General features: G+C 70.1%; 21 protein-coding genes. 15 read left to right on the forward strand and 6 right to left on the reverse strand.

What is annotated here, in order from left to right; all coding sequences use genetic code 11:
• Window positions 1-11 precede the first annotated feature (11 nt).
• Window positions 12-1,430: a DHA2 family efflux MFS transporter permease subunit gene (locus AB0B61_RS28950; protein ID WP_358438138.1), complete on the forward strand. Its 1,419-nt coding sequence runs from the start codon at window positions 12-14 to the stop codon at window positions 1,428-1,430.
• Window positions 1,431-1,530: 100 nt separating this feature from the next.
• Window positions 1,531-1,860, forward strand: a complete 330-nt coding sequence (locus AB0B61_RS28955; protein WP_358438140.1) for a hypothetical protein — start codon at window positions 1,531-1,533, stop codon at window positions 1,858-1,860.
• Here the strand turns inward: AB0B61_RS28955 and AB0B61_RS28960 are convergent.
• From AB0B61_RS28960 to AB0B61_RS28970, 3 genes are all read right to left on the reverse strand, one after another.
• On the reverse strand, window positions 1,853-2,503 hold the full coding sequence (locus AB0B61_RS28960; RefSeq protein WP_358438143.1) for a response regulator transcription factor: 651 nt from the start codon (window positions 2,501-2,503) through the stop codon (window positions 1,853-1,855). The two genes, AB0B61_RS28955 and AB0B61_RS28960, sit on opposite strands and share 8 nt — an antisense overlap.
• On the reverse strand, window positions 2,500-3,261 hold the full coding sequence (locus AB0B61_RS28965; RefSeq protein ID WP_358438146.1) for a histidine kinase: 762 nt from the start codon (window positions 3,259-3,261) through the stop codon (window positions 2,500-2,502). The genes AB0B61_RS28960 and AB0B61_RS28965 overlap by 4 nt, the downstream gene beginning before the upstream one ends.
• Before the next feature lie 340 nt (window positions 3,262-3,601).
• The gene (locus tag AB0B61_RS28970) at window positions 3,602-3,862 is read right to left on the reverse strand and encodes a hypothetical protein (protein ID WP_358438149.1); all 261 of its coding nucleotides are present in this window, start codon (window positions 3,860-3,862) and stop codon (window positions 3,602-3,604) included.
• Window positions 3,863-4,062: 200 nt separating this feature from the next.
• On the opposite strand from AB0B61_RS28970, the gene AB0B61_RS28975 reads away from it, so the two are divergent.
• Entirely contained in the window at window positions 4,063-5,130 is a 1,068-nt protein-coding gene (locus tag AB0B61_RS28975; protein ID WP_358438151.1) for a suppressor of fused domain protein, read from the forward strand.
• Window positions 5,131-5,156: 26 nt separating this feature from the next.
• Here AB0B61_RS28975 and AB0B61_RS28980 read toward each other — a convergent pair whose 3' ends face one another.
• The 3 genes from AB0B61_RS28980 to AB0B61_RS28990 all read right to left on the reverse strand — a co-directional run bounded on the left by AB0B61_RS28980 (window position 5,157) and on the right by AB0B61_RS28990 (window position 7,186).
• Window positions 5,157-6,290 (reverse strand): winged helix DNA-binding domain-containing protein, encoded by a 1,134-nt coding sequence (locus tag AB0B61_RS28980; protein ID WP_358438154.1) that lies wholly within the window; start codon window positions 6,288-6,290, stop codon window positions 5,157-5,159.
• Window positions 6,291-6,365: 75 nt separating this feature from the next.
• Window positions 6,366-6,572 carry a DUF397 domain-containing protein gene (locus AB0B61_RS28985; protein ID WP_358438157.1) on the reverse strand — a complete coding sequence of 69 codons (207 nt, stop codon included), beginning with the start codon at window positions 6,570-6,572 and terminating at the stop codon, window positions 6,366-6,368.
• The gene (locus tag AB0B61_RS28990) at window positions 6,563-7,186 is read right to left on the reverse strand and encodes a DUF5753 domain-containing protein (RefSeq protein WP_358438160.1); all 624 of its coding nucleotides are present in this window, start codon (window positions 7,184-7,186) and stop codon (window positions 6,563-6,565) included. The genes AB0B61_RS28985 and AB0B61_RS28990 overlap by 10 nt, the downstream gene beginning before the upstream one ends.
• 11 nt (window positions 7,187-7,197) lie before the next feature.
• Here AB0B61_RS28990 and AB0B61_RS28995 point away from each other — a divergent pair, with 11 nt between their 5' ends.
• The 12 genes from AB0B61_RS28995 to AB0B61_RS29050 all read left to right on the forward strand — a co-directional run bounded on the left by AB0B61_RS28995 (window position 7,198) and on the right by AB0B61_RS29050 (window position 24,704).
• Complete coding sequence (locus AB0B61_RS28995; protein ID WP_358438162.1) at window positions 7,198-7,347, forward strand: hypothetical protein; 150 nt, start codon at window positions 7,198-7,200, stop codon at window positions 7,345-7,347.
• Between the two features lie 20 nt (window positions 7,348-7,367).
• Window positions 7,368-7,703, forward strand: a complete 336-nt coding sequence (locus tag AB0B61_RS29000) for an ATP-binding protein (protein WP_358438165.1) — start codon at window positions 7,368-7,370, stop codon at window positions 7,701-7,703.
• A 484-nt stretch (window positions 7,704-8,187) separates the two neighbouring features.
• Window positions 8,188-8,979, forward strand: coding sequence for a GntR family transcriptional regulator (locus AB0B61_RS29005; RefSeq protein ID WP_358438168.1), 792 nt, complete (start codon window positions 8,188-8,190; stop codon window positions 8,977-8,979).
• Window positions 8,970-9,197, forward strand: a complete 228-nt coding sequence (locus AB0B61_RS29010) for a 4Fe-4S dicluster domain-containing protein (protein ID WP_357642380.1) — start codon at window positions 8,970-8,972, stop codon at window positions 9,195-9,197. The genes AB0B61_RS29005 and AB0B61_RS29010 overlap by 10 nt, the downstream gene beginning before the upstream one ends.
• An 11-nt stretch (window positions 9,198-9,208) precedes the next feature.
• Entirely contained in the window at window positions 9,209-10,609 is a 1,401-nt protein-coding gene (locus AB0B61_RS29015; RefSeq protein WP_358438171.1) for an ABC transporter substrate-binding protein, read from the forward strand.
• Entirely contained in the window at window positions 10,606-11,478 is an 873-nt protein-coding gene (locus AB0B61_RS29020) for an ABC transporter permease (RefSeq protein ID WP_358438174.1), read from the forward strand. Before AB0B61_RS29015 ends, AB0B61_RS29020 begins: the two co-directional genes overlap by 4 nt.
• Window positions 11,475-12,188 carry an ABC transporter ATP-binding protein gene (locus AB0B61_RS29025; RefSeq protein WP_357642387.1) on the forward strand — a complete coding sequence of 238 codons (714 nt, stop codon included), beginning with the start codon at window positions 11,475-11,477 and terminating at the stop codon, window positions 12,186-12,188. The genes AB0B61_RS29020 and AB0B61_RS29025 overlap by 4 nt, the downstream gene beginning before the upstream one ends.
• A complete protein-coding gene (locus AB0B61_RS29030; RefSeq protein ID WP_358438177.1) occupies window positions 12,188-14,842 on the forward strand; it encodes a fumarate reductase/succinate dehydrogenase flavoprotein subunit in 2,655 nt (884 codons plus the stop codon). Before AB0B61_RS29025 ends, AB0B61_RS29030 begins: the two co-directional genes overlap by 1 nt.
• 16 nt (window positions 14,843-14,858) lie before the next feature.
• Complete coding sequence (locus AB0B61_RS29035) at window positions 14,859-15,266, forward strand: hypothetical protein (protein WP_358438180.1); 408 nt, start codon at window positions 14,859-14,861, stop codon at window positions 15,264-15,266.
• Window positions 15,267-15,378: 112 nt separating this feature from the next.
• Window positions 15,379-16,209, forward strand: coding sequence for an NAD(P)H-binding protein (locus AB0B61_RS29040; RefSeq protein WP_358438183.1), 831 nt, complete (start codon window positions 15,379-15,381; stop codon window positions 16,207-16,209).
• Between the two features lie 119 nt (window positions 16,210-16,328).
• Window positions 16,329-16,850: a DUF5946 family protein gene (locus tag AB0B61_RS29045; protein ID WP_358438186.1), complete on the forward strand. Its 522-nt coding sequence runs from the start codon at window positions 16,329-16,331 to the stop codon at window positions 16,848-16,850.
• Window positions 16,851-16,979: 129 nt separating this feature from the next.
• Window positions 16,980-24,704 carry a polymorphic toxin-type HINT domain-containing protein gene (locus tag AB0B61_RS29050; protein ID WP_358438189.1) on the forward strand — a complete coding sequence of 2,575 codons (7,725 nt, stop codon included), beginning with the start codon at window positions 16,980-16,982 and terminating at the stop codon, window positions 24,702-24,704.
• Window position 24,705 lies beyond the last annotated feature (1 nt).

Here is a 24,705-nt window from a genome sequence, read left to right on the forward strand (position 1 = left end):
ACTTTGAACTCATGAGTTCAAATCCTTCGGCCGATGACCGGCTGGACCCACGACTGCTGGGCACGATCGCCGTGATCCTGCTCGGCGGGCTGCTGGGGATCCTCAACAGCACCATGGCGGCCGTCGCCACGGACACCCTGGCCGCGGCCTTCGACACCTCGCTCAGCACGATCGGCTGGGCGTCCACCGGCTTCCTGCTGGCTGTGACGGCCACCATCCCGTTCACCACCTGGGCCGTGGACCGGTTCGGTGGCAAGCGGCTGTGGGTGGTCGGCCTGTTGATCTTCCTGGTCGGCTCGCTCGCCGCCGGGCTCTCCTGGAACGTCGGCAGCCTGATCGCGTTCCGGGTGCTGCAGGGGTTCGGGGCGGGGCTGCTCGATCCGCTCGTACTGATCCTGCTGGCCCGCGCCGCTGGCCCGCGCCGCGCCGGGCGGGTGATGGGGCTGATGGGCGTGGTGCTGTCCCTCGGGCCCGTGCTCGGGCCGATCGCGGGCGGCGCGATACTCGACGCCTTCGAGTGGCGGTGGATGTTCCTGATCGGCGTGCTCGTCGGCGTGGTCGCCCTCGTGCTCGCGCTGCGGGTCATCCCCGCCGACGGGCCCGGCGAGGGTGGCGGGGCGCGGCTGGACGTCCTGGGGCTGGCGCTGCTCGGACCCGGCTTCGCGGTGGTGGTGCTGGCTCTGTCGCAGGCGGCCGAGCAGGGCGCGTTCACCGCCTGGCAGGTGCTGCTCCCGCTGGGCGCGGGCGCGGCCGTCCTGATCGGGTACGCCGTGCACGCGCTACGCACCACAGCGCCGTTGATCGACCTGAGGTTGTTCGCCAACCGGGGCTTCACGGCGAGTGTCACGATCATGGGCCTCGGCGGGATGGCGGTCTTCGCCTCCCTGTTCGCGCTGCCCCTGTACTACCAGCAGGCGCACGGGCACGGCGTGCTGGCCGCCGGGCTGCTGATGGCCCCGGTCGGGCTCGGCGGCTCGATCGCCATGCCGGTGGCCGGGCGGCTGTCGGACCGGCTCGGCCCACGCGGGCTGGCCACCGGCGGCGCCCTCGTGGCGGCCCTGAGCGGGCTGGCGCTCACCCGGATCGGCGCGAGCACCCCGGAGATACTGCCGGTGCTGGCATCACTCGGGATCGGGCTGGGCATGGGCTGCTTCAGCGCGCCGGCGATGGGCTCGCTCTACCGGGCGCTGCCGCCCGAGATGGTGGCGCAGGGCAGTTCCGTGCTGTACATGCTCAACCAGCTCGGCGCGGCACTCGGCGTCGCGCTGGTCACGCTCATCTTCCAGACCTCGGGCGACCCGATCGGCGGTGTCCACGGGGTCTACTGGTTCGCCGTGGGCATGATCGTGATCGTCATGGTCCTGATCCCGCTCCTGCCGGGTCGGCCGCGGACGCCGGTCGTACAGGATGAGCTCACGACGACCTCGTGAGCTCGCTGATGCCGTCGAACCTTCACACCTCCCTCGGCGGAGTGAGGTGTGAAGCCACGGTCATCCACGACAGTCGTGGAGTCAGTTCACGTTGCGAGCGTTGGAGAAACGTCGTGATCAAAATCTGTGCCACACCGTTGGGGTCCTCGTGCTGGCCGCCGCCGTCACGCCACAGGCCGGCGTCGCGGTCGCGGCCGTCACGTCGAGCGAAGTCGCGCCGGCCGCCAGTGCGACCACCGCGTCCATCAAGGGATGGGCGCGGATGTATTTCCCGGCCCCAGGCAACGACGTCCAGGTCACGGTCGATGCCCATGGTGAATTCACCGCGGAGAGCCCGTCTTCCCCACCCGTGCGTGGGGGACGTTTCGCATCTAACGCGCCGGTGATACGGGGCGGTTACGTTCTCAAAGACAAGGGTCCGCTCACATGAGGCGCCCCTTGGTTCCGGCGAAGATGAGGCCGAATTCGTAGGCCAGAACCGCCGCCTGGGTGCGGTCGCGAGCCCCGAGCTTCTCCAGGACGTGGCGGACGTGCGTCTTGACCGTCTCTACGGACACGTACAGGGTCGCCGCGATCTCCGCGTTGTTCTGCCCGTACGCGATGTGCCGCAGCACGTCCAGCTCGCGCGGGGTCAGCTCGACCGGCACGCGCGGCTTCGACCTACCGGCATGTGGAGAGGCGATGCGGCGCAGCGCGTCGGGGAAGAGCACCGCCTCGCGGGAGTGCACGAGCCGGATTGCATCCACCAACTCCTCCGCGGGCGCGCGCTTGAGAACGTAACCGGCCGCGCCGGCGCGCAGCGCACCCCAGACCAGCTGGTCGTTCTCGAATGTCGTGACCACGATGACCCGCGTCGCCGGGGAGCGGCGGGCGAGCTCCTGGGTGGCGGTCAGGCCGTCGAGGCGGGGCATGCGGATGTCCATCAGCACGACGTCCGCGCCACCGCCGGCCTCGACGGCCTCACGACCGTTGGCTGCCTCGCCGACGACCTCGATGTCGTCGTGGAAGGAGAGCATCGTCGACCAACCCGAACGGATCAGCGTCTCGTCGTCGGCCAGGACGACGCGGATCACAGCGGCAGCGTCGCCTGGATGCGCCACGTGCCCTCCATCCTCTTGTGTACGAACGTGCCGCCGGCCAAACGGGCCCGCATGCGCATGCCGGTGAGGCCGCGCCCTTCCCGGCCGGGCTGCGGGGAGGTGTTGTCGGTCGTTTTGTTGTCCACGGTGAGGATCAGATCGTCGCCGGTGGCGACGTCGATCACGATCGGGCCCTGCCCGTGACGCAGGGCGTTGGTGAGCGCCTCCCTGGCGATGGCGAAGGCCACGCGCGAGGTGGCGGCCGGAACCCGGTCGAGGCGGCCGACGTTCGCGCGCACGTCGAGGCCGCGGATCAGCTCGCGGAGGGAGCCGAGTGTGGGCGTCTCGGCCGGGTCGCCGTCGTCGAGTACGCGCAGCAGTACGTCGAGGTCCTGCTGGGCGTTTCGGGCGGTGTTCGTCAGATGGCCGAGCGAGTCGCCGACCTCCGGCACGCGCGCCTTCTGCAGCGCCGCTTGAGCGGCCATCGCCTGTACGAGGACGACGCTGAGGGCATGACCGACCGAGTCGTGCAGTTCCATGGCCAGGCTCTGGCGGCGGCCGAGTTCCTCGATGATGCGGGACGGCTCGGCACCCAGCAGCCGGCGCGCCGCCCACCGCTGGCCGAGCCCGGCCGCGACCATCGCGGCCAGTGTGGCCGCCGCGAGGAGGCACACCTCGGCCAGTTCACCTGGAGCAGCGCGCCACCGCGATACGTCGCCCAGCCGGACCAACCCAGGGGACAGCAGCAGCACCCCCGCGCCAAGGGTGGCCCCGCACCGGAGTCTGCTCCGCCAGGATGACCAGGCCGAGCGCCACGGCCACCGGGGTCAGCAACGCGGCCCCCAGCAGCTGGTATATCCCAGCCCGCACAGCTCGGGCGAAGCGACCTTTCACGGAGACCGACGTTAGCCGACGGCCCGCCGCCCGGCCTCCCTCGTGTGGGGGATGAGCAGGCTCGAGACAGGTGTGATCCTCAAAGGCGCCAGCCTGTTTGCCACCTTTGAGGAGAACCTTCATGACCGCTGACACCCTATGGAGCAGACTGCATGGCCGGACCTCGGCGGGCGTCCCCCGCTGGGCCGTGCTGGCCGCCTACGCCATCCCGCTGGCCGTGCTGCCCTCCAGCCTGTGGCGCATCGCCGCCTTCATCTTGGATGCGCCGCTGCTGGAGCCCGGCCCCACGCCTGCTGGGCAGGAACAGCTGAACGGGTGGTGGTACATCCTTCTGCTCAGCGTGGTGAGCGAAGGGGCGGCCCTTCTCGCCGTCGGGCTGGTCAGCGAGTGGGGTGAGGTGTGGCCGCGTTGGGTGCCGGTCCTGCGTGGCCGCCGGGTGCCGGTCATGGCCGCGGTCATCCCCGCCGGCCTTGGCGCGCTCGCGCTGCTGGTCTTCCCCTATGCGATGATCAGCATCAGTCTCGGGGTGAAGTTCAACGGTGACCCGACCGGATTGGTCACGCACGGCTGGCAGACAGTGGTCTTCCATGCCATGTACTGGCCGCTGGCTGTCTGGAGTCCTCTGCTGAACAAGCCTGTGGTTGGATCCCCGCGTGAATATGATTCGAGCGTTTTCGCCGGAGCAGTACGAGCGTGCCCTGGAAGCATGGCAGTGGGCCGATATCGGAGACAAGGTCCCGCTCTTCGCGTCCCCGTTCGGGGACGTCTTCCTCCGCTCCGACGACGGCTGCTGGTTCCTCAGCATCGTGCACGGCACGCTGACCCGGTGCTGGGACGGCGTCGAGGCGCTGCGAGCGGAGCTGGACACGCCGGAGGGCCAGGAGCGGTATCTGATGGCCGGGCTGGCCCAGGAAGCCGAACGTGCCGGGATCGTCCCCGATGCCAAACAGGTTTACGACTTCAAGCATCCGCCGGTCGCCGGTGGTCGGGTCGCGGTCGACAACATCGACGCCATCGACTTCGTGGTCAGCGCCAACGTCGCCGGCCAGATCCACGGGCAGGTTAAAGACCTACCGGAAGGGACCGAGATCTCCCTCTCCACGGACCTGGAGGCGGTCGGCTGGGCGGCGATCGAGACGGCGTTGCACGATCTCTACGGCGACACCGAACCGGTGGGCACCTTCGCGCCCGACGTGCCGTACTCGGCCGGCGGTCCCGATCCGTTGGACGCGATCCGGATCTACGCTCGGGACGCGCCGCGACCGCACTGGCACCTGGTGAGCTTCGGGATGTCCGAACTCTACGAGAAGGTGACCGACGACCCGGAGGAGTCGGGCTGGGGGATCGAGTTCAGTATCCGGGTGGCCCGCGGCCCACAGGACGAAACGCCGCCGAAGTGGCCGGCCGTTCTGTTGCAGCAACTGGCCAGGTACGTCTTCGCGGAGCGGCCGTTCGCGCCCGGCCACACGATCCACGTGGCCCGGGGAACGTTCAACGACCGGCCGGACCAGGAGGCGGACAATCCAACCGAACTCGCGGCGCTCGCGTTCGCCGTCGACCCGCAGTTGGCTGTGCTGGACACCCCGCACGGCCGTGTCACGTTCCTGCAGGTCGTTGCGCTGACCGAGGCGGAGTACGCCGCGGCCAAGGGCGGCAACGCGGCCGCTGTGCTGGAGCGGATCGAGCGGGACGTACCGTTGCACATCGTGGACCGAGACAGACGCTAACGATCTTTGTGTGGTGCTGTCACGGCCTAGCTCGGGAGTAAACGGACTTCGGCGCTCGGCAACTGCTTGGTCCACCAGTGGGCGTAGCGGCGATAGACAGTTGTCCCGCGGTCCGCCAGGAACGCCGCCAGCGCCTCGGCCTCCGTCGCCAGCCCCTTCCACGCCTCGTCGTCCAGGTGGTGGAATGCCGTCGCTTCGATGCCGCCCTCGACCGGGCGCCACACACCGGCGACGAAGCCGTCGACGAGCAGGGTCGGCAGGACATCGCCGTTGCGCCGGATGACGATCGGGCGGTATTCGGGCGGAATGACGCGGCTGCGATCGGAGTAGGCGAGCAGAACGCTGTCCCACATGGGCAGCAGGCGGGGTGGGGCAGCAGTGTCCTCAGCGGGGAGCGGCGCGCCGGGCACATCGAACAGTGCCGCTCCATCCGGCCCTTCCAGCTCCTCGGTCTGGCCGTCCAGAGCCTGCACAGCCAGCCGCAGCACCGACCGCTTGAGCAGGGTGAACTGCGCCATGTCCGGCACCGAGGCGGGGCCGAACGCCCTTAGGTAACGCAGAACCAGTCGCTGTACGGACTCGTCCTCAGATTCCGGACCTGATGCGGTGCCTGCGTCGAGGAACGACGACCTTGCACCGAACGACCACGGTCCACCGGTCGGCGCGTGGTGCAAAGGCGCGAACGTCCGCAGCGCCCACCACGCACCCCGCTTGGGCTCCCCGTACCTGTCCTTGAGGAAGTCCTCGATCTCGGCGCTGGTGCGCGGACGGGCCACGAACTCCGCGAGATGGGGAAGGAGGGCATCGGCTTCGGCGATGGACAATCCGCTCGATGTGAAGCGGGAGTGGCCCAGCCGCGCGGCCCGTACCGTGCGCCGCATCGCGGTGTGGAAGTACGGGTAGTCCTCGGCGTGCACCGCGTGCAACGTGATGCGCAGCAGGGTGGCCTTGACCACCTCGCGGTCGGCGAACGCGACGTCCAGCTCTTTCGCCTCGAAGTCGGTGAGCCGGTTCCACAGGGCGACGTACGGTGACGGGGCCTCCTGCGCCTGCAGGGCGACGAGCCGGCGGACGGCGTCGGCCACGGTCAGCGATTCGCGCCGTAACAGCAGTTGCCGGGCGAGCGTGGCCCGGTTGAGCTGTCGGGCGGTGAGTCTCATCTCCCCGTTCCTTGTCTTCGACGGCGGGCGGCCATCAGCGCCTGTCGCCATCCAGCGACGGGGAGAGTCGTGATGTCAGGGTATAAGACCGAAGTCGCCGGACTTGAGGCCGCCGATGAATGCCCTCCACTCGCCGGGAGTGAAGATCAGCTTTGGGCCTTCCGGGTCCTTGCTGTCCCGAACGCCGACCACTCCGGGGAGATTCATAGCGACCTCCACGCACTGGCCGCCGTTGCCCGAAGACCGCGACGACTTCCGCCACACGGCGCCGCTCAGGTCCATTCGCGTCTCGCTTTTTCGATCATCTTGAGGGATATGCGCTCAGGATAGGCCCATGACCGTATGGCGTCATAGCGCTCCCAAATTGAGGTCACAACGTCGAGGTCGGCGGTGATCTGCGCCTGAGCCGGTGCATCCGAGCTGATGACATCGGGTCGCCCATCAGGGAGTTCCGCGATCATGAAAGGCCCTGCCAGGCCGGGTAGGCAATCCGGGTCGACAACCTGGATGAAGACTGATGGATGTGCCGCGACCTCCAGCAGGCGGTCAAGCTGTTCGCGCATCACTTCCGGTCCGCCGACCCGGCGGTGCAACACGCCCGCGTCGAACAGCACGGAGACGAGAGGCGGCTTGCCTCGGTCGAGGATGCGCTGCCGTCGCATCCGGGCCTCGACTCGCTCCTTCACCCCATCGGGGGTGGCTCGGGGTTCCATGCTGAAGATGTGGCGGGCATATGCCTCGGTCTGGAGAAGGCCGGGGATGAGCAGAGGGTCCCACGAGCGCAACACGACAAGGGTCGGCTCGATCTCTTCAGCCCAGTTCCGGAACCAGATCGGGCTGCCCGGCTGGGCGGTGATGCTCTGGTAGAGGCGGGTGAAGGAGACGCCCTCGGCCACTCGACCCAGGGGTGCAGCAGTCTCACCAGCCGAGAACGCAACGGCCTTGGCCCCCGTGGGCGGAACTCATGACCAGAATGCGACGCAAAACCCTGATCGTCTGCGCCGCCTGCCACGAGACCATCCACGCCGGGCATCCCACCGCGACAAACACGCAGTAGTCACTGGAGAGCCCGCTGCATTGAAAGGTGCACGGCGGGTTCGGGCCGGGGGCCACTGGAAAAGGACCTGCACCAGCAGGCACCTCGCCAGTGGCCTACCGGTACTCACCCACTCCGACTCCGCCCACCCCTTCGGCGGCCAGGTGGCGGTACAGATCACCCGTATCGGCGCGACCGTGCAGGTGGAGGTGGCCGACGCCGGCTCCGCCACCACCGCGCCCGCTGTACGCGCTCCGACCCTCGACGACGACGGAGGCCGGGGCCTTTGGCTGGTGGATCTGCTGGCCACCGAATGGGGATTCCGCCGCGACGAGACCGGCGGATCGGTCTGGTTCCGGCTGGCCGAGCGCGATTGACCATGTCATATGTCCCGGTGCGCTGCACCAAGGACCTGGTCCAGGGTCCGTCAAGCGTGAGATCCGCGAGCAGCCCGACGGGCCGCTGCGCGACCTGCTGTGCGAACAGCTCGCCCGGCTGCTGCCCGGCGGCTGGATCCGCCCGGACGAGCTCTGATCAGCCCTCCGGCCCAGCACGGACCGGAGGAACAGCGCGGGCCCGAATTCGGCGCTCAGCATCGGGCGGGAGGCGGGTGGGTCAGCCAATCGGGTGGCTGCCGGCGGGCACTTCGGGCGGCGGGTATGGGCCGCTGTCCCGGCGGTACGGCTCGGTGGTGGATCACCTGTAAGGCGTGGAGGTCGTGGTGGTTGACCTGCGACGTAGGTGGCAGATCTTGCCGTCTTCCGAGTGTTTCCGCAGCTCAAGCCGGTGATTCGGGCCGGATGGGGTGGCGCAATCTCCCCGTTATCCCATTTTTCCTACTCGTTGAGTAGGTTTAGCGGCATGAAGCGGGTGGTGCTCGATGATCGGCGGTGCCGGGCGGATCGTGCCCGGCAGGTGGCCGACCTCTTGAGAAGACAGATCATCCACGGCAGCTTCCCTCATGGGCAGCTGCCGCTGGAGGCGGTGCTCGCCCGTGAGTTCGGCATCTCGCGCAACACCGTCCGGGAGGCGCTCGACCTGCTGCGTGAGGAGGGTCTGGTCGAGCGGAGCCCGGGTGTGGGCACCACCGTGGTGGCCGAGAAGTACCCGCATGGGCTGCATCGCCTGCTCGGTCTGGCCGAGACCCTGCACGAGCACGGGCGGGTGACCAACCAGGTCCGCACGATGACTCTCATAGAGCCGCCCGCCCCGGTCAGTCACCGGCTCGGGCTCGCACCCGGCGAGCAGGTCGTCTACCTGGAACGGCTGCGCAACCTGAACGGCCTGCCCCTCTCGCTCGACCTCACCTATCTCGTACGTGACGTCGGCGAGCCGCTGTTCGACGCGGACCTGGCGAACAACGACATCTTCGTGCTCCTCGAACAGATCGCCGGGCAGCCACTCGGCATGGCAGAGCTCACACTCGAAGCCGTCAACGCCGACCCACACACCGCCGCCGCGCTCGGCACGCCGCGCGGAGCCGCGCTGCTGATGGTCGAGCGGCTCACCCACCTGGCCGACAGCAGGCCGGTGGACCTTGAGTTCATCCGTTTCAGAGGCGACCGGCTGACGATGCGCGGCCATCTGCGGCGCACCGAGGACCGCCGAAAAGAAGACCGCCGAAAAGAGGACAAGGAGCAGGCATGGCCCTGATCACCCAGCGCGTCGAGGTCCCTGTGACGATCGACGAATCCCTGTGCATCGACGGCTGCACGCTGTGCGTCGAGGCGTGCCCGCTCGACTCCCTGGCGATCAGCGACGCGACCGGCAAGGCGTACATGCACGTCGACGAGTGCTGGTACTGCGGCCCCTGCGCGGCCAGATGCCCCGTGGACGCGGTCACCATCAACATGCCTTACCTGCTGAGATGAAGGAGAGCGCTGTGCGCAAGGCCCTGATGGCGGTGCTCCTGTTGGCCGCCACCGCCTGCTCGGTCTCCGGCGCCACGGGCGGCGAGGGGAAGACGAAGCTCGTCGTCGGCTACCAGTCCAAGACCATCAACACCGTGACGGCCGGCACCCTGCTGCGCTCGCTCGGCTACCTCGAGAAGCGGCTCGGCGGCAAGTACACCGTCGAGTGGCAGGACTACGACACCGGCGCCCCCATCACCGCCAAGATGGTCGCTGGGAAGATCGACATCGGCTCGATGGGCGACTATCCGCTGCTGATCAACGCCTCTCGCACCCAGTCGATCCCGGCGGCCCATACCGAGTTGATCTCCATCACCGGCTACAACGCGCGCGGCGGGCTGAACATGGTCATCGTCCCGCCCGTGTCGAAGGCGCGGACCCTGGCCGACCTCAAGGGCGCCAAGATCTCGGCCAGCTTCGGCTCGGCCGGGCACGGCACGCTGATCCAGGCGCTGGAGAAAGCGGGGATCACCGACGTCGAGACGGTCAATCACCAGCCCGCCGTCGGTGCGGCCCAGCTCGAGTCGGGCGGGGTGCAGGCGTACGCCCAGTTCGTGGCCTGGCCGGGACTGCTGGCCTTCCAGAACAAGGGCCGGCTGGTCTACGACGGCTCGGCTCTGGAGGTGCCGACCTTCCACGGCGTGGTGGTACGCCAGGCGTACGCCAAGGACCACCCGGAGATCGTGGACGCCTTCCTCAAGGCGCAGATCGACGCCACCCGCTACCTGCACGAGCACCCTCTGCAGGCCGCGGAGTCGGTGGCCCGCGCCACGGGCCTGCCGCCCGAGGTGGTCTACCTGTACAACGGCCGCGGCGGCATCGCCACCTTCGACGTCACGCTGAAGCAGTCCCTTCAGGCGGCACATGAGCATGACGGGACCTACCTCAAGCGGATCAGCGCCGACTTCGCCGGGGTGAACGTCGCCTCCTTCGTCAACGACGCCTACCTCCGCAAGGCGTACGGGCCGGCGTACGACGCCGACCGGGCCTCGACCGTGAACCCCGCCCCGATCACGGGGAACGACACCGTCTGCGGCGTGGCCGTCGACGATCCCAAGACCGCCTCGGAGCTGTGGCTGAGCGGGGAGAGCGAGACCCTGGCCGCCGCCACGCCGACCTGCCTGCTCCGGCAGGTGGCCGCCGCGAAGCAGCCGGTACGGGCGGCCTACGTGCCTGACACCGTCACCGGGACCAGGTGGTTCGCCGACAAGTCCGTCTGGCTCCGGGATCCGGCCGCCGCCGCGAGCGCCAGGTTCCTGCCCTTCACCACCGAGGAGGGGGCCGCCGCCTACCGCGAGGAGCATCCGAAGACCCAGCCCGTCGCCTATGAAGCCGCGTTGAAGGCGGCCGCAGCGGGAGGTGACGCCCGATGACCACGGAGACGAAAGCCGGCCCGTCTTGGGCGGCCGTACCCGCGTCCGTGGTCGCGCCGTCCCTGCGGGGCCGGGCTCAGAGCAGCGCGGGGAAGGGGCGTCGATGGGCGGTCAGGGCGGTCTCGCTCCTGGCCGTGGCCGCCCTGTGGCAGCTCCTCACGGTCACCGACGCGCGTCTTTGGCTCAGGTTCGACCGGCTGCCCACACTCGATGAGATCGCTGCGCGGTTCGCCACGCAGCTCTCCACCTCCGTGTACTACCTCGACCTGCTGCAGAGCCTGATCAGGATCCTGTCCGGATTCGGCCTGGCCGCGGTCGCCGGGATCACCGTGGGCCTGCTGGTCGCCAGATCCCGCGGGACGGGGGACGCACTGCTGCCGCTGCTCGAAGCCGTCCGCCCCATTCCCGCGATCGCGCTGGTGCCGGTGGCGATCCTGCTGTTCCCCACCGATGAGCAGGGCATCGTGTTCATCACGTGCACCGCCGCCTTCTTCCCGGTCATGGTGAGCACGCGCCACGCCGTGCGGGCGCTGCCCACGCTCTGGGAGGACGCGGTCAGGACGCTCGGCGGCGGCCGGCGCCACGTGCTCTGGAACGTGGTGCTGCCCGGCATCCTGCCCGGAGTGTTCGGCGGGCTCTCCGTCGGCATGGGCGTGGCCTGGATCTGCGTCATCTCGGCGGAGATGATCTCCGGCGAGTTCGGGGTCGGCTACCGGACCTGGATGTCGTACACGATCGTCGACTACCCGGCCGTCTTCGTCGGCATGATCACCATCGGCCTGCTCGGCTGGCTCACCTCGGCCGCCGTCGAGCTGGCCGGGCGACGGATGACACGCTGGCTGCCGCGGGCGGAAAGGAGCAGGTCGTGACTCTCGGCCTCACTTTGGAGTCCCTGTCGCTGGGGTACGCCCGGGACCCGGTCCTGAGCGAGCTCGACCTGGCGGTCCGCCCCGGCGAGGTGCTGGTCGTCGTCGGCACGTCGGGCTCGGGCAAGTCCACGTTGCTGCGCGCGCTGGCCGGGCTGCTGCGGCCCTACGGAGGAAGGATCGTCGCGGACGGGGAGGAGATCGCGGCCACCTCGCCGGACCGCGCGATGATCTTCCAGGACGACGCGCTGCTGCCGTGGCGGACCGTCCTGGGCAATGTGGAGCTGCCGCTGCGCATCCGCAAGCTGCCCAGGCGCGAGCGCCGGGCCGCCGCGCGGGAGTGGATCGCCCGCGTCGGCCTGGCCGGGCACGAGGACCGGCTGCCGCGCGAGCTGTCGGGCGGCATGCGGCAGCGCGTGCAGCTCGCCCGCGCCCTCGCGGGAGCGCCCCGCGCGGTGCTGATGGACGAGCCGTTCGGCGCGCTCGACGCCCAGACCCGCGCCGAGATGCAGGCGCTCCTGCTCGACGTGCTCGAAGACACCAGGGCGACGGTCATCTTCGTCACCCACGACGTGGACGAGGCGCTCCTGCTCGCCGATCGCGTGGTGGTGCTCGGCCGTGGCGGAGTCCGCGCGGTGACCGAGGTGCCAGGGCCCCGTGACCCCGGCGCCGACAGAGCCGGGCTGCGCGCCCAGATCCTCAAGGAGTTGTGATGGACATCCCCTCGATCGAGGACGGCCTGCGCCTGGAGTGCGACGTGCTCGTCGTCGGCGGAGGCACCGCGGGCACGATGGCCGCGATCACCGCGGCCGAACAGGGCGCGCGGGTGCTGCTGCTGGAGAAGGCCCATGTACGGCACAGCGGCGCGCTCGCCATGGGCATGGACGGCGTCAACAATGCCGTCATCCCCGGCAAGGCCACCCCCGAGGACTACGTCGCCGAGATCACCCGGGCCAACGACGGCGTCGTCAACCAGAAGACGATCTACCAGACCGCGACCAGGGGCCACGACATGGTCCGCCGCCTGGAAAGCTACGGGGTGAAGTTCGAGAAGGACGAGCACGGCGAGTACGCGGTCCGCAGGGTCCACCGCTCGGGCAGCTACGTGCTCCCCATGCCGGAGGGCAAGGACGTCAAGAAGGTCCTCTACCGGGTGCTGCGGCGACGCGACATCCGGGAGAGGCTCCGCGTCGAGAACCGCGTCATGCCGGTCAGGGTGCTCACCTCGGAGGGCCGGGCGGTCGGCGTGGCCGGGTTCGACACGCGTTCCGGGCGTTTCGTCACGGTGAGCGCCGGAGCCGTGATCCTCGCCACCGGCGCCTGCGGCCGGCTCGGCCTGCCCGCCAGCGGCTACCTGTACGGCACGTACGAGAACCCCACCAACGCGGGCGACGGCTACGCCATGGCCTACCACGCCGGGGCCGAGCTCAGCGGCATCGAGTGCTTCCAGATCAACCCGTTGATCAAGGACTACAACGGGCCGGCCTGCGCCTACGTGGCCAACCCGTTCGGCGGCTACCAGGTCAACAACAAGGGCGAGCGGTTCGTCGACTCCGACTACTGGTCGGGCCAGATGATGTCCGAGGTGTCCGCCGAGATCGCCTCCGCCCGGGGGCCGATCTACCTCAAGCTCTCCCATCTGCCCGACGAGACGGTCACGGAGATCGAGACCATCCTGCACACCACCGAACGCCCCACCCGTGGCACGTTCCACGCCGGGCGCGGGCACGACTACCGCGACCACGACGTGGAGATGCACATCTCGGAGATCGGCCTGTGCGGCGGGCACTCGGCATCGGGCGTGTGGGTGGACGAGCACGGCGCGACCACGGTACCCGGCCTGTACGCGGCCGGCGACCTGGCCTGCGTGCCGCACAACTACATGATCGGCGCCTTCGTCTTCGGCGACCTGGCCGGCGCCCACGCGGCCGAGCACCACCAGAGCGGCGCGGCGCTGCCGGAGGACCAGATCGCCGCCGCGCACGAGCTGGTCTACCGGCCCCTGCGCAACCCGGACGGGCCGCCGCAGCAGCAGGTGGAGTACAAGCTGCGCCGCTTCGTCAACGACTACGTCGCCCCGCCCAAGACCGGCGCCAAGCTCGAGATCGCGCTGGAGTCCTTCGAGCGGATGCGCGACGAGATCGCCTTGATGGGCGCGCGCACCCCGCACGAGCTCATGCGCTGCGCCGAGGTCGACTTCATCCGCGACTGCGCCGAGATGGCGGCCCGTGCCTCGCTCACCCGTACCGAGAGCCGGTGGGGCCTCTACCACGAGCGCGCCGACCAGCCCGGACGCGACGACGAGGGGTGGCTGTTCCACCTGAATCTCCGCCGGCGCGACGGGGCCATGGAGTTCGTCAAGCGCCCCGTGGAGCCGTACCTGGTGCCGGTCGAGGAGTTCACGCCGGTCGCCGCCGAGCCGGTGGTGCTGCGCGCCCGGACCGCGACCGCGGTGCGCCGCCACGAGGTGCGCCGGGAGGCCCGCGCCGCGGTCGGTCGCTCGCCGCGCATCCTTGAGCTGCACCGCCTCGCCGAGGAACAGCCGTCGGTGGCGCAGCTCGCCCCCTACCTCGCCGATGCCGACCCGAAGGTACGCCGGGCCGCCATCGCCACACTCACCGAGACGGTGCCGGAGGGGACGGGCCTGGCCCTGGCCGGCGCCCTCGCCGACGAGCACGGCACCGTACGCCGGGCGGCGGCCACCGGCCTCAAGGAGCTGGTCGAGGTGCTGCCGGCCACGCCCGAACTCGGCGCGGCCGTGACCGGATGCCTGTCCGGTGGGGACGCCATGGTCCGGGCCACCGGGCTGGACGTGCTGCGCTCGATGCGGCTCGGCGACACCGGGACGTTCCAGACGGCACTGGCCGACCCGGACCACCGGGTACGAATCGCGGCGATCCGCGGCCTGGTCTCCCTCGACGAGGCCGCCCCGGTGGCCACCGCCGCGACGGACCCCTCCAGGGAGGTACGCGTCTGGGCGGCCAAGGGGCTGGGCCTCATCGGCAAGCCGTCAGCCGCGCTGGCGGCTCTCGCGGGCGACGCCGACCCGCTGGTCAGGGCCGCCGCCCTGGAGTCGTCGGGCGAGGTGGGGACGCCGCTGGAGGCCGAGGCCGTCCGGGGGCTGGACGATCAGGACTGGCAGGTGCGGGTGGGGGCGGCGCGCTGCCTGGCCGCGGCGGACCCGGCCACGGCGAAGCAGCCGCTCGTCGCAGCGCTGGCGGACCCCAACCTGGACGTGCGCAAGGCCGCCGTGCTCGCGCTCACGCCGTGGGCCGCCGCCACGGAGGTGGCGGACGCCTTGCGGGCCGCGCTGGCGGACTCCGACGCCGACGTCCGCTCCTACGCCAGGAAGGCCCTGGCCGGCTGAACGCCTCGTGATGTCGATGACCGCTCGTCTCCCGGCGTGGAACGGCTGGGGCAAGCTCGTCGTCGGCGCGGTCGGACAGATCGTCGCGTGCGTGCTGATGCTGTTCCTGAACGCGAGCAGCCCGGTCTGGATGCTGCTCGTCGTCGCCTTGGTGTTCGGCGTGCCGCAGGGGCTCAACAACCTCGGGCTGCAGAACTCGGTGTACCGGCAGGCCGATCCGGAGCGCATGGGCGCCTCGTCCGGGCTGCTTCGCACCTTCTCGTACATGGGGTCGATGGTCGCGTCCGCCGCGTCCGCGTTCGCCTTCGGCCGGCACGCCGACACCGGCGGCATGCACGTGCTGGCCTGGGTCATGATCGGCGCCGCGACGCTGTTCCTGCTGATCGCCGTCGTCGACCGCAGCCTGGGCCGACTCGCCGTCTGAGCCCTTCGACAAGAAGACGATTGCGTATGAATTGCGGACTTTTAAGCATTGATCATCTCATGTGATCCCCCTACGGTTGGCCATCAGTAGAACCGCTGATGGGAGACGCGAGATGCCGCATCGGATTTTGGTCACCGGGGCGACCGGCACAGTCGGTCGTCAGGTGATGGCGCAGCTGCTGGAAGCCGGGGTCGAGGTTCGCGCGCTGACCCGGGAACCGGCCGATCTGCCACCGACTGTCGAGGGCGTGCGCGGTGACCTGTCGGTCCCTGATTCGCTGCATGCCGCTTTCGACGGGGTCGAGGCGGTGTTCCTGGTCTGGCCGTTCGCCTCGGGCGAGGGGCTGGAGGTGGTGCTCAAGCTGATGGCCGAGACCCGCAGGGTGGTGTACCTGTCGTCGGCGGCTGTGCGTGATCATGAGCGGCAGGCCGAGCAGCTGATCGAACGGTCTGGGCCGCGATGGACGATCCTGCGCCCGCATGCCTTCGCGGCCAACGCCCTGCGCTGGGCCGAGCAGATCCGCGACGGGGGAGTGGTGCGTGAGCCGTACGGTCAGGCCGCGATGTCCCTCGTGCACGAGCGGGACATCGCCGCGGTCGCGGTGCGGGCGCTGACCCAGGACGGGCATGCCGGCTCCGTGTACGAGCTGACCGGGCCGCACTCCCTGACCCAGGCCGAGCAGGTGCGCGTCATCGGCGAGGTGATCGGCCATCCGGTGCGATGGGAGGAGACTTCCCCAGAGGAGGCGCGGCGGCAGATGCTGGCCCGCGGCTGGCCGGAGGCGGCCGTGGACGGCATCCTGCGGGCCCAGGCCGAGATGACGCTCGGTCCGGCACCGGTCACCGTCACTGTGGAGGAGGTGACCGCGACCGCGGCACGCACGTTCCGCTCGTGGGCGGCCGAGCACGCGCACGCCTTCGAGCCGCTCGTCCGTGACGAGTAGGCGCCGAACCGACGGCTTCGCCCCCGCTCTCACGCGCGCTTGACCCTGACGTTACGGCAGTCCATAGCGTCGTGCCTCGCGGCGCGAAGCTGCGGAGAGTGCCGAGGTCAGGAGTGCCGATGGAAGCCGAGGATGCGACCACCTGCCCCGGATGCGGGCTGGTGGCCCCAGCTGTCGGTGGGCCGCTTCCCGACGAGCGCGGGGCGTCGGCCGAGTGCCGGGGGCGTTACGGTGAGCTGCTGGCGCGCTCGTACAGCATCGCCGCCTATCGCCACGTCCACCAGCTGGTCGTCGACTCCTACATCGCGCAGCACCCCGGCGGCGACGGCCGGCGGGAGGTCCAGAGCCTGGCCCTGTGCCTGATGACGCTGTGCCTGTTCGTCGAGGAGGACGCCGACCCGCGCGACGGCCCGGCGCTGCACAAGCGGATGATGGCCGAGCGGCCGGACTACTTCCACTGGCTGCGGCCACCGTCGCGGCCCGGCCTGATGACCGCCGTCGACGTGCTCGCCGCCCGGGACGCTGCCGAGCATGAGCGGCTGGTCTGGGCCTGGGGCCGTGACGTGTGGCGGGCCTGGGAGCCACACCAGGCCACGATCCGCCGGTGGAACATCCGGGCCCTGGCCCGGCCGCGCGCGTGAGCGCAGCTTCCCCCGGATCAGCCTGCTGGGCTGGGGCTTCGTACAACCTGGGCCGAGATCATTGACGGGGGTTTGTAATGATCCTTATGGTTTGCCCGGGTTGATCATTATTTGAGCCGGAGTGTACGCATGCGGGTGATCGCGGGTTTAGTCGTTGCTGCCTTAATCGCCGGTCTGGCACCCCCGCCGCCCGCCGCACCACCTCGCATCACCACCGTCCCCGTCGCCGCCACGACACGGGTGCAGCCCGCGGGTGAACCGGCCGCCAAGCAGCAGCAGGCGCCCGCGCAGGCCGCCGACGTCTCCTACGCCCACGACGCCAACGGCCGCGTCACCGGGGTGTTCGCCCAGCCGGGCGACGGTTCGAAGATCAGCCATGACCCCGCGGGCAACATCACCGCGGTCAGCGACCTGCCCGCCGGTACGCTGGCCGTCGCCCAGGTCTCCCCGCCCAGCGCCACCTCGGGCACGAGCGTGACGATCTACGGCACCGCGTTCGGCACGGACAAGTCGGCGGTGACGGTCTCCTTCGGCGGCACCACCGCGACCCCCAGCGCCGTCACCGACCACACCATCACCGTGACGGTCCCCGGCGGCGCGACCTCGGGCGACGTCACCGTGACGGTCGGCGGCAAGTCCGCCGCCTGGAAGGGCTTCAAGGTCGCCGGAACCCGGCCCAAGCCCGCGATCTCCCTGACGGGCCTCACGGTCGGCGACGCGGGAGCCGAGGTCACCGTGCCCGGCAGCGGCTTCGACGCGGACAAGATCCGCAACATCACCTCGCTCAACGGATCGAAGATCCAGGTGACGCAGGGCACCACGGGCGACCTGAAGGTCAAGCTGCCGCTGGGTCCCGCGTTCGGGCACGTGAAGGTCGTCAACCCCGGCGGCAGCGCGGTCTCCGCCGGTGACGTGGTCGTCCCGCCCGCCCCCTACCTGGCCGCCAACATCGGCACGGGCGGCGCGCTGCGGCTGGCGCAGAACACCCTCACCTCGGTCGCGGTCGGCGCGGCGCAGCAGATCGCGCTGACGCTGTTCGACGTGGCGGCCGGTCAGCGCGCCATGCTCTACATGTCCGGCGAGACCTTCTCCGGCTGCCTGCCCATCACCGTGTACGGCCCCGACGGGACCACGCTGCTCAGCCAGAGCATGTGCTCGAGCACATGGGAGTGGGAGCTGCCGGAAGGTTCGAAGGCCGGGACCTACGCCGTGCTGCTCGACCCGCAGGACGACCAGACCGGCAAGGTCGACGTCCTGGCCTCCGCCGTCGCCGACGCCACGACCGAACTCGCCCTGGACGGGGCGCAGGGGACCCTCACCACTACCATCCCCGGCCAGCAGGCCGCCTTCACCTTCACCGGAACGGCCGGTCAGCGGGTCTTCACCAAGCTCGGCATGCCGACCGGCACGAAGGCCTGCGACGTGGGCGCCAGCGTGCGCGCCCCCGACGGCACCGAGTTGGTGAAGGACACCTGCGTGTACCAGGTCGACTCCTTCCTCGACACGGTCACGCTGCCGGTGTCCGGTACGTACCGGGTGGCCGTCGATCCCAAGGGCCTGGTCACCGGTGGTCCGTACAAGGCGGCAGTGATCAACGTGCCCGCCGACGTGGCCGTGCAGACCTCGCCGGACGCGGCCCCGTCCGACGTGGCGATCGTCAAGCCGGGCCAGAACGGGTCGGTGACGTTCACCGGCGCGACGGGGCAGCGGATCTTCACCAAACTGACCGTTCCGGCGGGCGCGCCCGTGTGCGCCCTGGACGTGCGGCTGCTCAAGCCGGACGGCACCGAGATGTTCAGGAGCACCTGCCTCTACCAGGCGGCCGAGTACTTGGACACGGTCACTCTGCCCGCCGACGGCGCCTACCGGTTCACGGTCAACCCGAAGGACGCCTGGACCGGCACCCCGACCTTGCAGGTGCTGAACGTGCCCGCCGACGTGGTGGTGGCGACCTCGCCGGACGCGGCCGCGGCTTCGGTGGCGATCACCAAGCCTGGTCAGGGCGGCGCGGTGACGTTCACCGGCACGGCGGGGCAGCGGATCTTCGCCAAGGTGGCCGTCCCGGCGGGCATACCCACGTGCGGCCTCGACGTCCGGCTGCTCAACCCGGACGGCACCGAGCTGATCAGGGACACCTGCCTCTACCAGGCGGCCGAGTACTTGGACACGGTCGCCCTGCCTGCCAACGGCACCTACCGGTTCACGATCAATCCGAAGGACGCCTGGACGGGCACCCCGACGCTGCAGGTGCTGAACGTGCCCGCCGACGTGGTCGTGGCGACCTCGCCGGACGCGACCCCGGCATCGGTGGCGATCACCAAGCCCGGCCAGGACGCCGCGGTGACGTTCACCGGCACGACAGGGCAGCGGATCTTCGCCAAGCTCACCATTCCGGCGGGCACCCCCGCCTGCGGGCTTGAGGTGCGATTGCTCAAGCCGGACGGCACCGAGCTGGCCAAGGACACCTGTATCTACCAGGCGGCGGAGTACATAGACACGATCACTCTGCCCGCCGACGGCGCCTACCGGTTCACGATCAACCCGAAAGACGCCTGGACGGGCACGCTGACGTTCGCGTTGACGGGCGTCCCGGCCGACGTGGCCGTGGCGAGCGCGCCGGACGCCGCCCCCGCTTCGGTGGCGATCGCCAAGCCGGGCCAGGGCGGGGCGGTGACGTTCACCGGCACGGCCGCCCGTCGTCTCTTCATCAAGCTCGCCGTTCCGGCCGGCGCCCCCGCCTGCGCCCTGGACGTGCGGCTGCTCAAGCCCGACGGCACCGAGCTGGCCAAGGACACCTGTATCTACCAGGCGGCCGAGTACATCGACACGCTGGAGTTGCCCGTCGCCGGGGCGTACAAGCTGACCTTCGACCCGAAGGACGCCTGGACCGGCACGATCACCGTCACCCTGGTCGACGTGCCCGCCGACGTGACGAAGGCGGCGACGGTCGGCGGCGCGGACGTCGTGGTCACCACGACCAAGGCCGGGCAGAACTCGGCGGTCACCTTCACCGCCACCGCCGGGCAGACCGTCAAGATCACCGTGATCGACGAGACGTACGCGACCTGCACCACCACGGAGCTGTGGCCGCCCACCGGCGCGCGCCTGTGGACCACGTGCCTGTCCAAGAACGGCAGCCACACCACCACCCTGACCGCCGCCGGCACGTACACCTTCAAGATCAACCCCAAGGACGCCGAGACGGGCGCGGCCACCATCCGGGTCGCGACCGCCGCCGCTGCCAAGCAGGCCACGAAATCCCAAAAGGCCACGGAATCCCAGAAGAAGGAACCGCTGCCCGACGGGGTGAAGCGCGGCGAGCCCGTGGCGTCGTACACCGCGAAGAAGCATAAGGACGCGAGCCTCACCGGTGTCGTGAAGACCACGGCGGGACTGCCGCTGGCCGGCGTCACCCTGCGCGCCGACGGCCGCGAGGCCCGCACGGACGCCAAGGGCGCCTTCCAGCTCACCGACCTGCGCCAGGGCGTGCGCCGCCTGCGCATCGACGGCCGCAGCGCCTCGACGAGCAAGCTCAAGTACGGCGTGTTCGACGTGCAGGTGCCGCTCAAGGCGGGCGGCAACGAGCTGTTCTACACGCCGTACCTGCCCGCCCTGGACACCGACTACGAGATCGACATCCCCTCGCCGACCACCAAGGAGGTCGTGCTGTCCAACCCGGGCGTGCCCGGCCTGGAGGTGCGCATCCCGGCGGGCGTGACGATCGAGGACGCCGACGGCAAGCCCGTACGGCGCGTCGGCATCACGCCGATCCCGGTGGACCGTACGCCGATCCCGATGCCGGACGGCGTGCGCGTGCCCGTCTACTACACGGTCCAGCCCGCCGGCGGCCGTCTCGTGGGCGGGACCGCCCAGATCACCTACCCGAACTACCTGAAACTGCAGGCGGGACAGCGGGTCAACTTCTGGCACTACGACAAGAGCGGCGAGGGCTGGGAGATCTTCGGCGCGGGCAAGGTCGATCCGGCCGCCCGGCAGGTCGTCCCCGACGCGGGGACGGCGATCTCCGACTTCGACGGCGCCATGATCAACGTGCCGGGCAACGAGGAGCCGGCGTGGAAGTGGCTGCTGAAGTTCCTGAACTCGTCGGGTGACCCGGTCGACCTCGGCAGCGGACTGTTCGCCCTGAGCCAGACCGACCTCATGGTGGACGACGTCCTGCCGCTGGCCGTCAACCGCGGCTACAACCCGGGCGACACCCGCAAGCGCGCGATGGGTATCGGCGGTAACGACCTGTACAACATGTACCTGTCGTCGCGTAAGCAGTACCAGGAAGCCGACCTCAACTTCCCCGACGGGTCCCAGGTGCACTACGTGCGGACCTCGCCGGGCACCGGGTTCTGCGACGCGGTCTTCGAGGCGCGCGACACCTCGCCGGAGTTCACCGGGTCCGGGTTCCACTACGTGGGCGGGTGCAACCAGGGCGGCTGGCACCTCAAGCTGCGCAACGGCATGACCTACGTCTTCGGCGACGAGGCGCCGCTGCAGGAGATCCGGGACGCGCAGGGCAACACCGTCAAGATCCTGCGCAAGTACAAGAACAGCTTCGGCAGCTACCTCGGGCCCATCACCGAGGTCCGCTCGCCGAACGGGTTCTGGCTCAGCTACTCGCACGACGCCGCCGACAAGGTCACGAAGGTGGAGGACAACGCGGGCCGCTCGGTGACGTACGGCTACGAGGGCGACCGGCTCAAGACCGTGACCGGCCCCACCGGCCAGAGCACCACCTACGGCTACGACACCGCGGGCCGGATGAACGCCATCACCGACGCCCGCAACCACACCTACCTGACCAACGTCTACGACGCCAACGGCAGGGTCTCCACCCAGACGATCCTCGGCCAGGGCACCTACGCCTTCGCCTACACCCTCAACGGCACGCGCGTCGTCGCCGCCCAGGTCACCGAGCCGGACGGCGCCGTACGCAAGACCACCTACGACGATCTCGGTTACCTGGCCACCGACACCCAGGCGGCGGGCACCGACCGCGAGCACACCATCAAGATCACTCGCGACCCGGACAGCGACCTGCCCAGGACGATCGACGACGGCCTCGGCCGCACCACCACGATCACCTACGACGCCGCGGGCAACCCGCTGGAGCTCAAGGGCGCGGCGGGCTCGGCCACCGTGACCGGCCACGCCACGTACCAGGGCACGCCGTACGGCAGGCCGGACACGCTGACCGACCCCACGGGAGCCGTCACCCGCTTCGAGTACGACACGCGCGGCAACCCCGAGAAGATCACCGACGCCATGGGCCGTACCTGGAAGACCAGCTACGACGCCCAGGGCCACCCGCGCACCCAGACCACCCCGCAGGGGCGCGTCACCACCTACGACTACGTCGACGGCGCCCTGACCACGGTGACCGACCCCGAGGGACGCAAGACGCGCTTCGTGCGGGACGCGGCCAACCGGGTGATCGAGACGATCGCCCCCGACGGAACCTCCACCGGGCGGGTCTACGACGCGGCCGACGTGCTCAGGTCCGTCACCGACGCGGGCGGCGACGAGACGATCTTCGGCTACGACGAGAACGGCAACATCACCTCGGTCAAGGACGCCCGCGGCAAGATCACCTCTTACCGGTACGACGACGCCGACCGGCTGCTCGAACGCACCGACCCGCTCGGCGCGAAGGACACCTTCACCTACGACGGCATGAACCGCCTGTCCACGGTCACCGACCGGCGCGGCAAGGTCACCGAGTACCGCTACGACGAACTCGGCCGCGCCACCTTCACCGGCTTCGGCAAGAACGGCCAGAACTACGAGTCGACACAGAGCGCCCTGTACGACGACAGAGGGCGCATCCGCGAGCTGAGCGACTCCACCACCGGCGCCGGGAAGATCACCTACGGCTACGACGACCTCGATCACCTGACCTCCGAGACCAGCTCGGCGGGCACCGTTGGCTACACCTACGACGCGGCCGGCCGGCTGAAGTCCATGACCGCCTCGGGCCAGCCGGCGGTCGGCTACGACTACTTCCCCAACGGCCTGCTCAAGTCGGTCACCCGGGGCGCCGTCAGCACCGTGTACGGCTATGACGACGACGCGCGGATGACCTCCAAGTCCCTGCCCGGCGGTATCACGGCCGCCTACGGCTACGACGACTCGGGCCTGCTGACCTCGATCGGCTACAAGCGCGGCACCACCGGCGTCGGCGACGTGGCCTACACCTACGACCAGCTCGGGCGCCGGACCCGGATGCGCGGCACGCTCGTACGCGCCCAGCTCCCCGCCCCCTCGACCGGCCTCACCTACGACGATGCCAACCGGCTGACCGGCAACGGCGGCCGGACCCTGGGCTACGACCCGGCCGGCAACCTGACCTCCGACGGCGTCTTCACCTACACCTGGAACGCCCGCGGCGAGCTCGTGACGGTGTCGGACGGCAGCGTCACCACGACCCTCGGCTACGACCCGGCCGGACGCAGGGTCGGCAGCACCACGGGCACCGACACCACCCGCTTCCGCTTCGACGGCGACGCCCTCATCGGGCAGAGCGGGCCCGGCGGGGCGGAGGTCTCCTTCCTCAACGGCTTCGGCCAGGACGAGGCCCTGGCCAGGATCAGCGGCGACGGCCAGGTGCAGGGGCTGCTGCCCGACGCGCTCGGCTCCACGCTGGCCCTGACCGACGGCTCGGGCCAGATCACCACCACCTACGGCTACGACCTGTTCGGCGCCACCACCTCCTCCGCGGCCGACGACCCCAACACCGTGCGCTGGACCGGCCGCGCCTCCGGCGCGCCGATCCCCGGCGGGCTGCAGGACAACAGGTCCCGGCTGTACTCCCCGTCGCTGCGGAGGTTCATCTCCGAGGACACCATCGGCTTCGGCGGCGGCTACAACCTCTACGAGTACGCGCTCGGCGACCCGGCCGACTACACCGACCCCGACGGCACCATCCCGCCGCAGGTGGTCGCGGCCGTGGGCGCGTGCGTCGGCAACGGCCTGATCAACACCGTCGCCGGGGCGCTGCTCGGCCGCAAGCACTCCTTCGGCGACTACGCCCGGGGCTTCGGCAAGGGCTGCCTGGAGGGCGCGCTCGGCTCGATCACCTTCGGCGGCACCAAGTTCGCCCGCTTCGGCAAGTACGGCGACGAAGTGGTGGAGAGCGTCGGCAAGACCTGCCGCCTGACCAGCAGCTTCGTGCCGGGTACCAAGGTACGGATGGCCGACGGCAGCGCCAAGGCCATCGAGGACGTCGCGGTCGGCGATCAGGTCCTGGCGACCGACCCCGCCACCGGCAAGACGACCGCACAGCCGGTCGTCGCCACCATGACCAGCCAGGGCGCGAAGGACCTGGTCAAGGTGGGCATCGCGGGCGGGGTGCTGGTCGCCACCGACAACCACCCGTTCTGGGTGCCCGCGCTGAAGACCTGGCTGCCGGCCGCCGAGCTGCGGCCGGGCATGTGGCTGCGTACCTCGGCGGGCACCCTCGTCCAGGTGTCGGCGGTGGAGACCGAGCACCGCGACAGCCAGCGCGTCCACAACCTCAGCGTGGACGGGCCGCACACCTACCACGTGGTCCAGGGCGGCACCGACGTCCTCGTCCACAACAGCCCGCGGCCCAAGTACCCCTGCGGGTGGCTGTCACCGACGGAGTGGGCCAACTCCGTCAAGCGCGAGATCCGCGACCGGTACCGGGGCGACACCAGCTTCGAGAGCGGGCGGCACGGCGAGGGCTTCAAGGCCGCCGCCAGGGATCTCGAGCGCTTCATCAGGGAGCACCCGGGTATGCTGCCGGAGATCGAGAGGGAGCTGCGCGCCACCGCCAAGCGCTGGATGGCCAACGGCAGATCCACCGGCCACTCCGGAGGATGGTGAG

The sequence above is a fragment of the Nonomuraea sp. NPDC049158 genome, assembly GCF_040648335.1.
In the GTDB taxonomy this organism is placed as follows: domain Bacteria; phylum Actinomycetota; class Actinomycetes; order Streptosporangiales; family Streptosporangiaceae; genus Nonomuraea.

Bases quoted from the DNA above. Each gene is read 5' to 3' on its own strand.
- AB0B61_RS28950 (WP_358438138.1), top strand. From the start codon at position 12: ATGAGTTCAAATCCTTCGGCCGATGACCGGCTGGACCCACGACTGCTG.
- AB0B61_RS28970 (WP_358438149.1), bottom strand. From the start codon at position 3,862: ATGACCGCGGCCATGACCGGCACCCGGCGGCCACGCAGGACCGGCACC.
- AB0B61_RS28975 (WP_358438151.1), top strand. From the start codon at position 4,063: ATGATTCGAGCGTTTTCGCCGGAGCAGTACGAGCGTGCCCTGGAAGCA.
- AB0B61_RS28980 (WP_358438154.1), bottom strand. From the start codon at position 6,290: ATGAGACTCACCGCCCGACAGCTCAACCGGGCCACGCTCGCCCGGCAA.
- AB0B61_RS28985 (WP_358438157.1), bottom strand. From the start codon at position 6,572: ATGGACCTGAGCGGCGCCGTGTGGCGGAAGTCGTCGCGGTCTTCGGGC.
- AB0B61_RS29005 (WP_358438168.1), top strand. From the start codon at position 8,188: ATGAAGCGGGTGGTGCTCGATGATCGGCGGTGCCGGGCGGATCGTGCC.
- AB0B61_RS29010 (WP_357642380.1), top strand. From the start codon at position 8,970: ATGGCCCTGATCACCCAGCGCGTCGAGGTCCCTGTGACGATCGACGAA.
- AB0B61_RS29020 (WP_358438174.1), top strand. From the start codon at position 10,606: ATGACCACGGAGACGAAAGCCGGCCCGTCTTGGGCGGCCGTACCCGCG.
- AB0B61_RS29030 (WP_358438177.1), top strand. From the start codon at position 12,188: ATGGACATCCCCTCGATCGAGGACGGCCTGCGCCTGGAGTGCGACGTG.
- AB0B61_RS29035 (WP_358438180.1), top strand. From the start codon at position 14,859: ATGACCGCTCGTCTCCCGGCGTGGAACGGCTGGGGCAAGCTCGTCGTC.
- AB0B61_RS29040 (WP_358438183.1), top strand. From the start codon at position 15,379: ATGCCGCATCGGATTTTGGTCACCGGGGCGACCGGCACAGTCGGTCGT.
- AB0B61_RS29045 (WP_358438186.1), top strand. From the start codon at position 16,329: ATGGAAGCCGAGGATGCGACCACCTGCCCCGGATGCGGGCTGGTGGCC.
- AB0B61_RS29050 (WP_358438189.1), top strand. From the start codon at position 16,980: ATGCGGGTGATCGCGGGTTTAGTCGTTGCTGCCTTAATCGCCGGTCTG.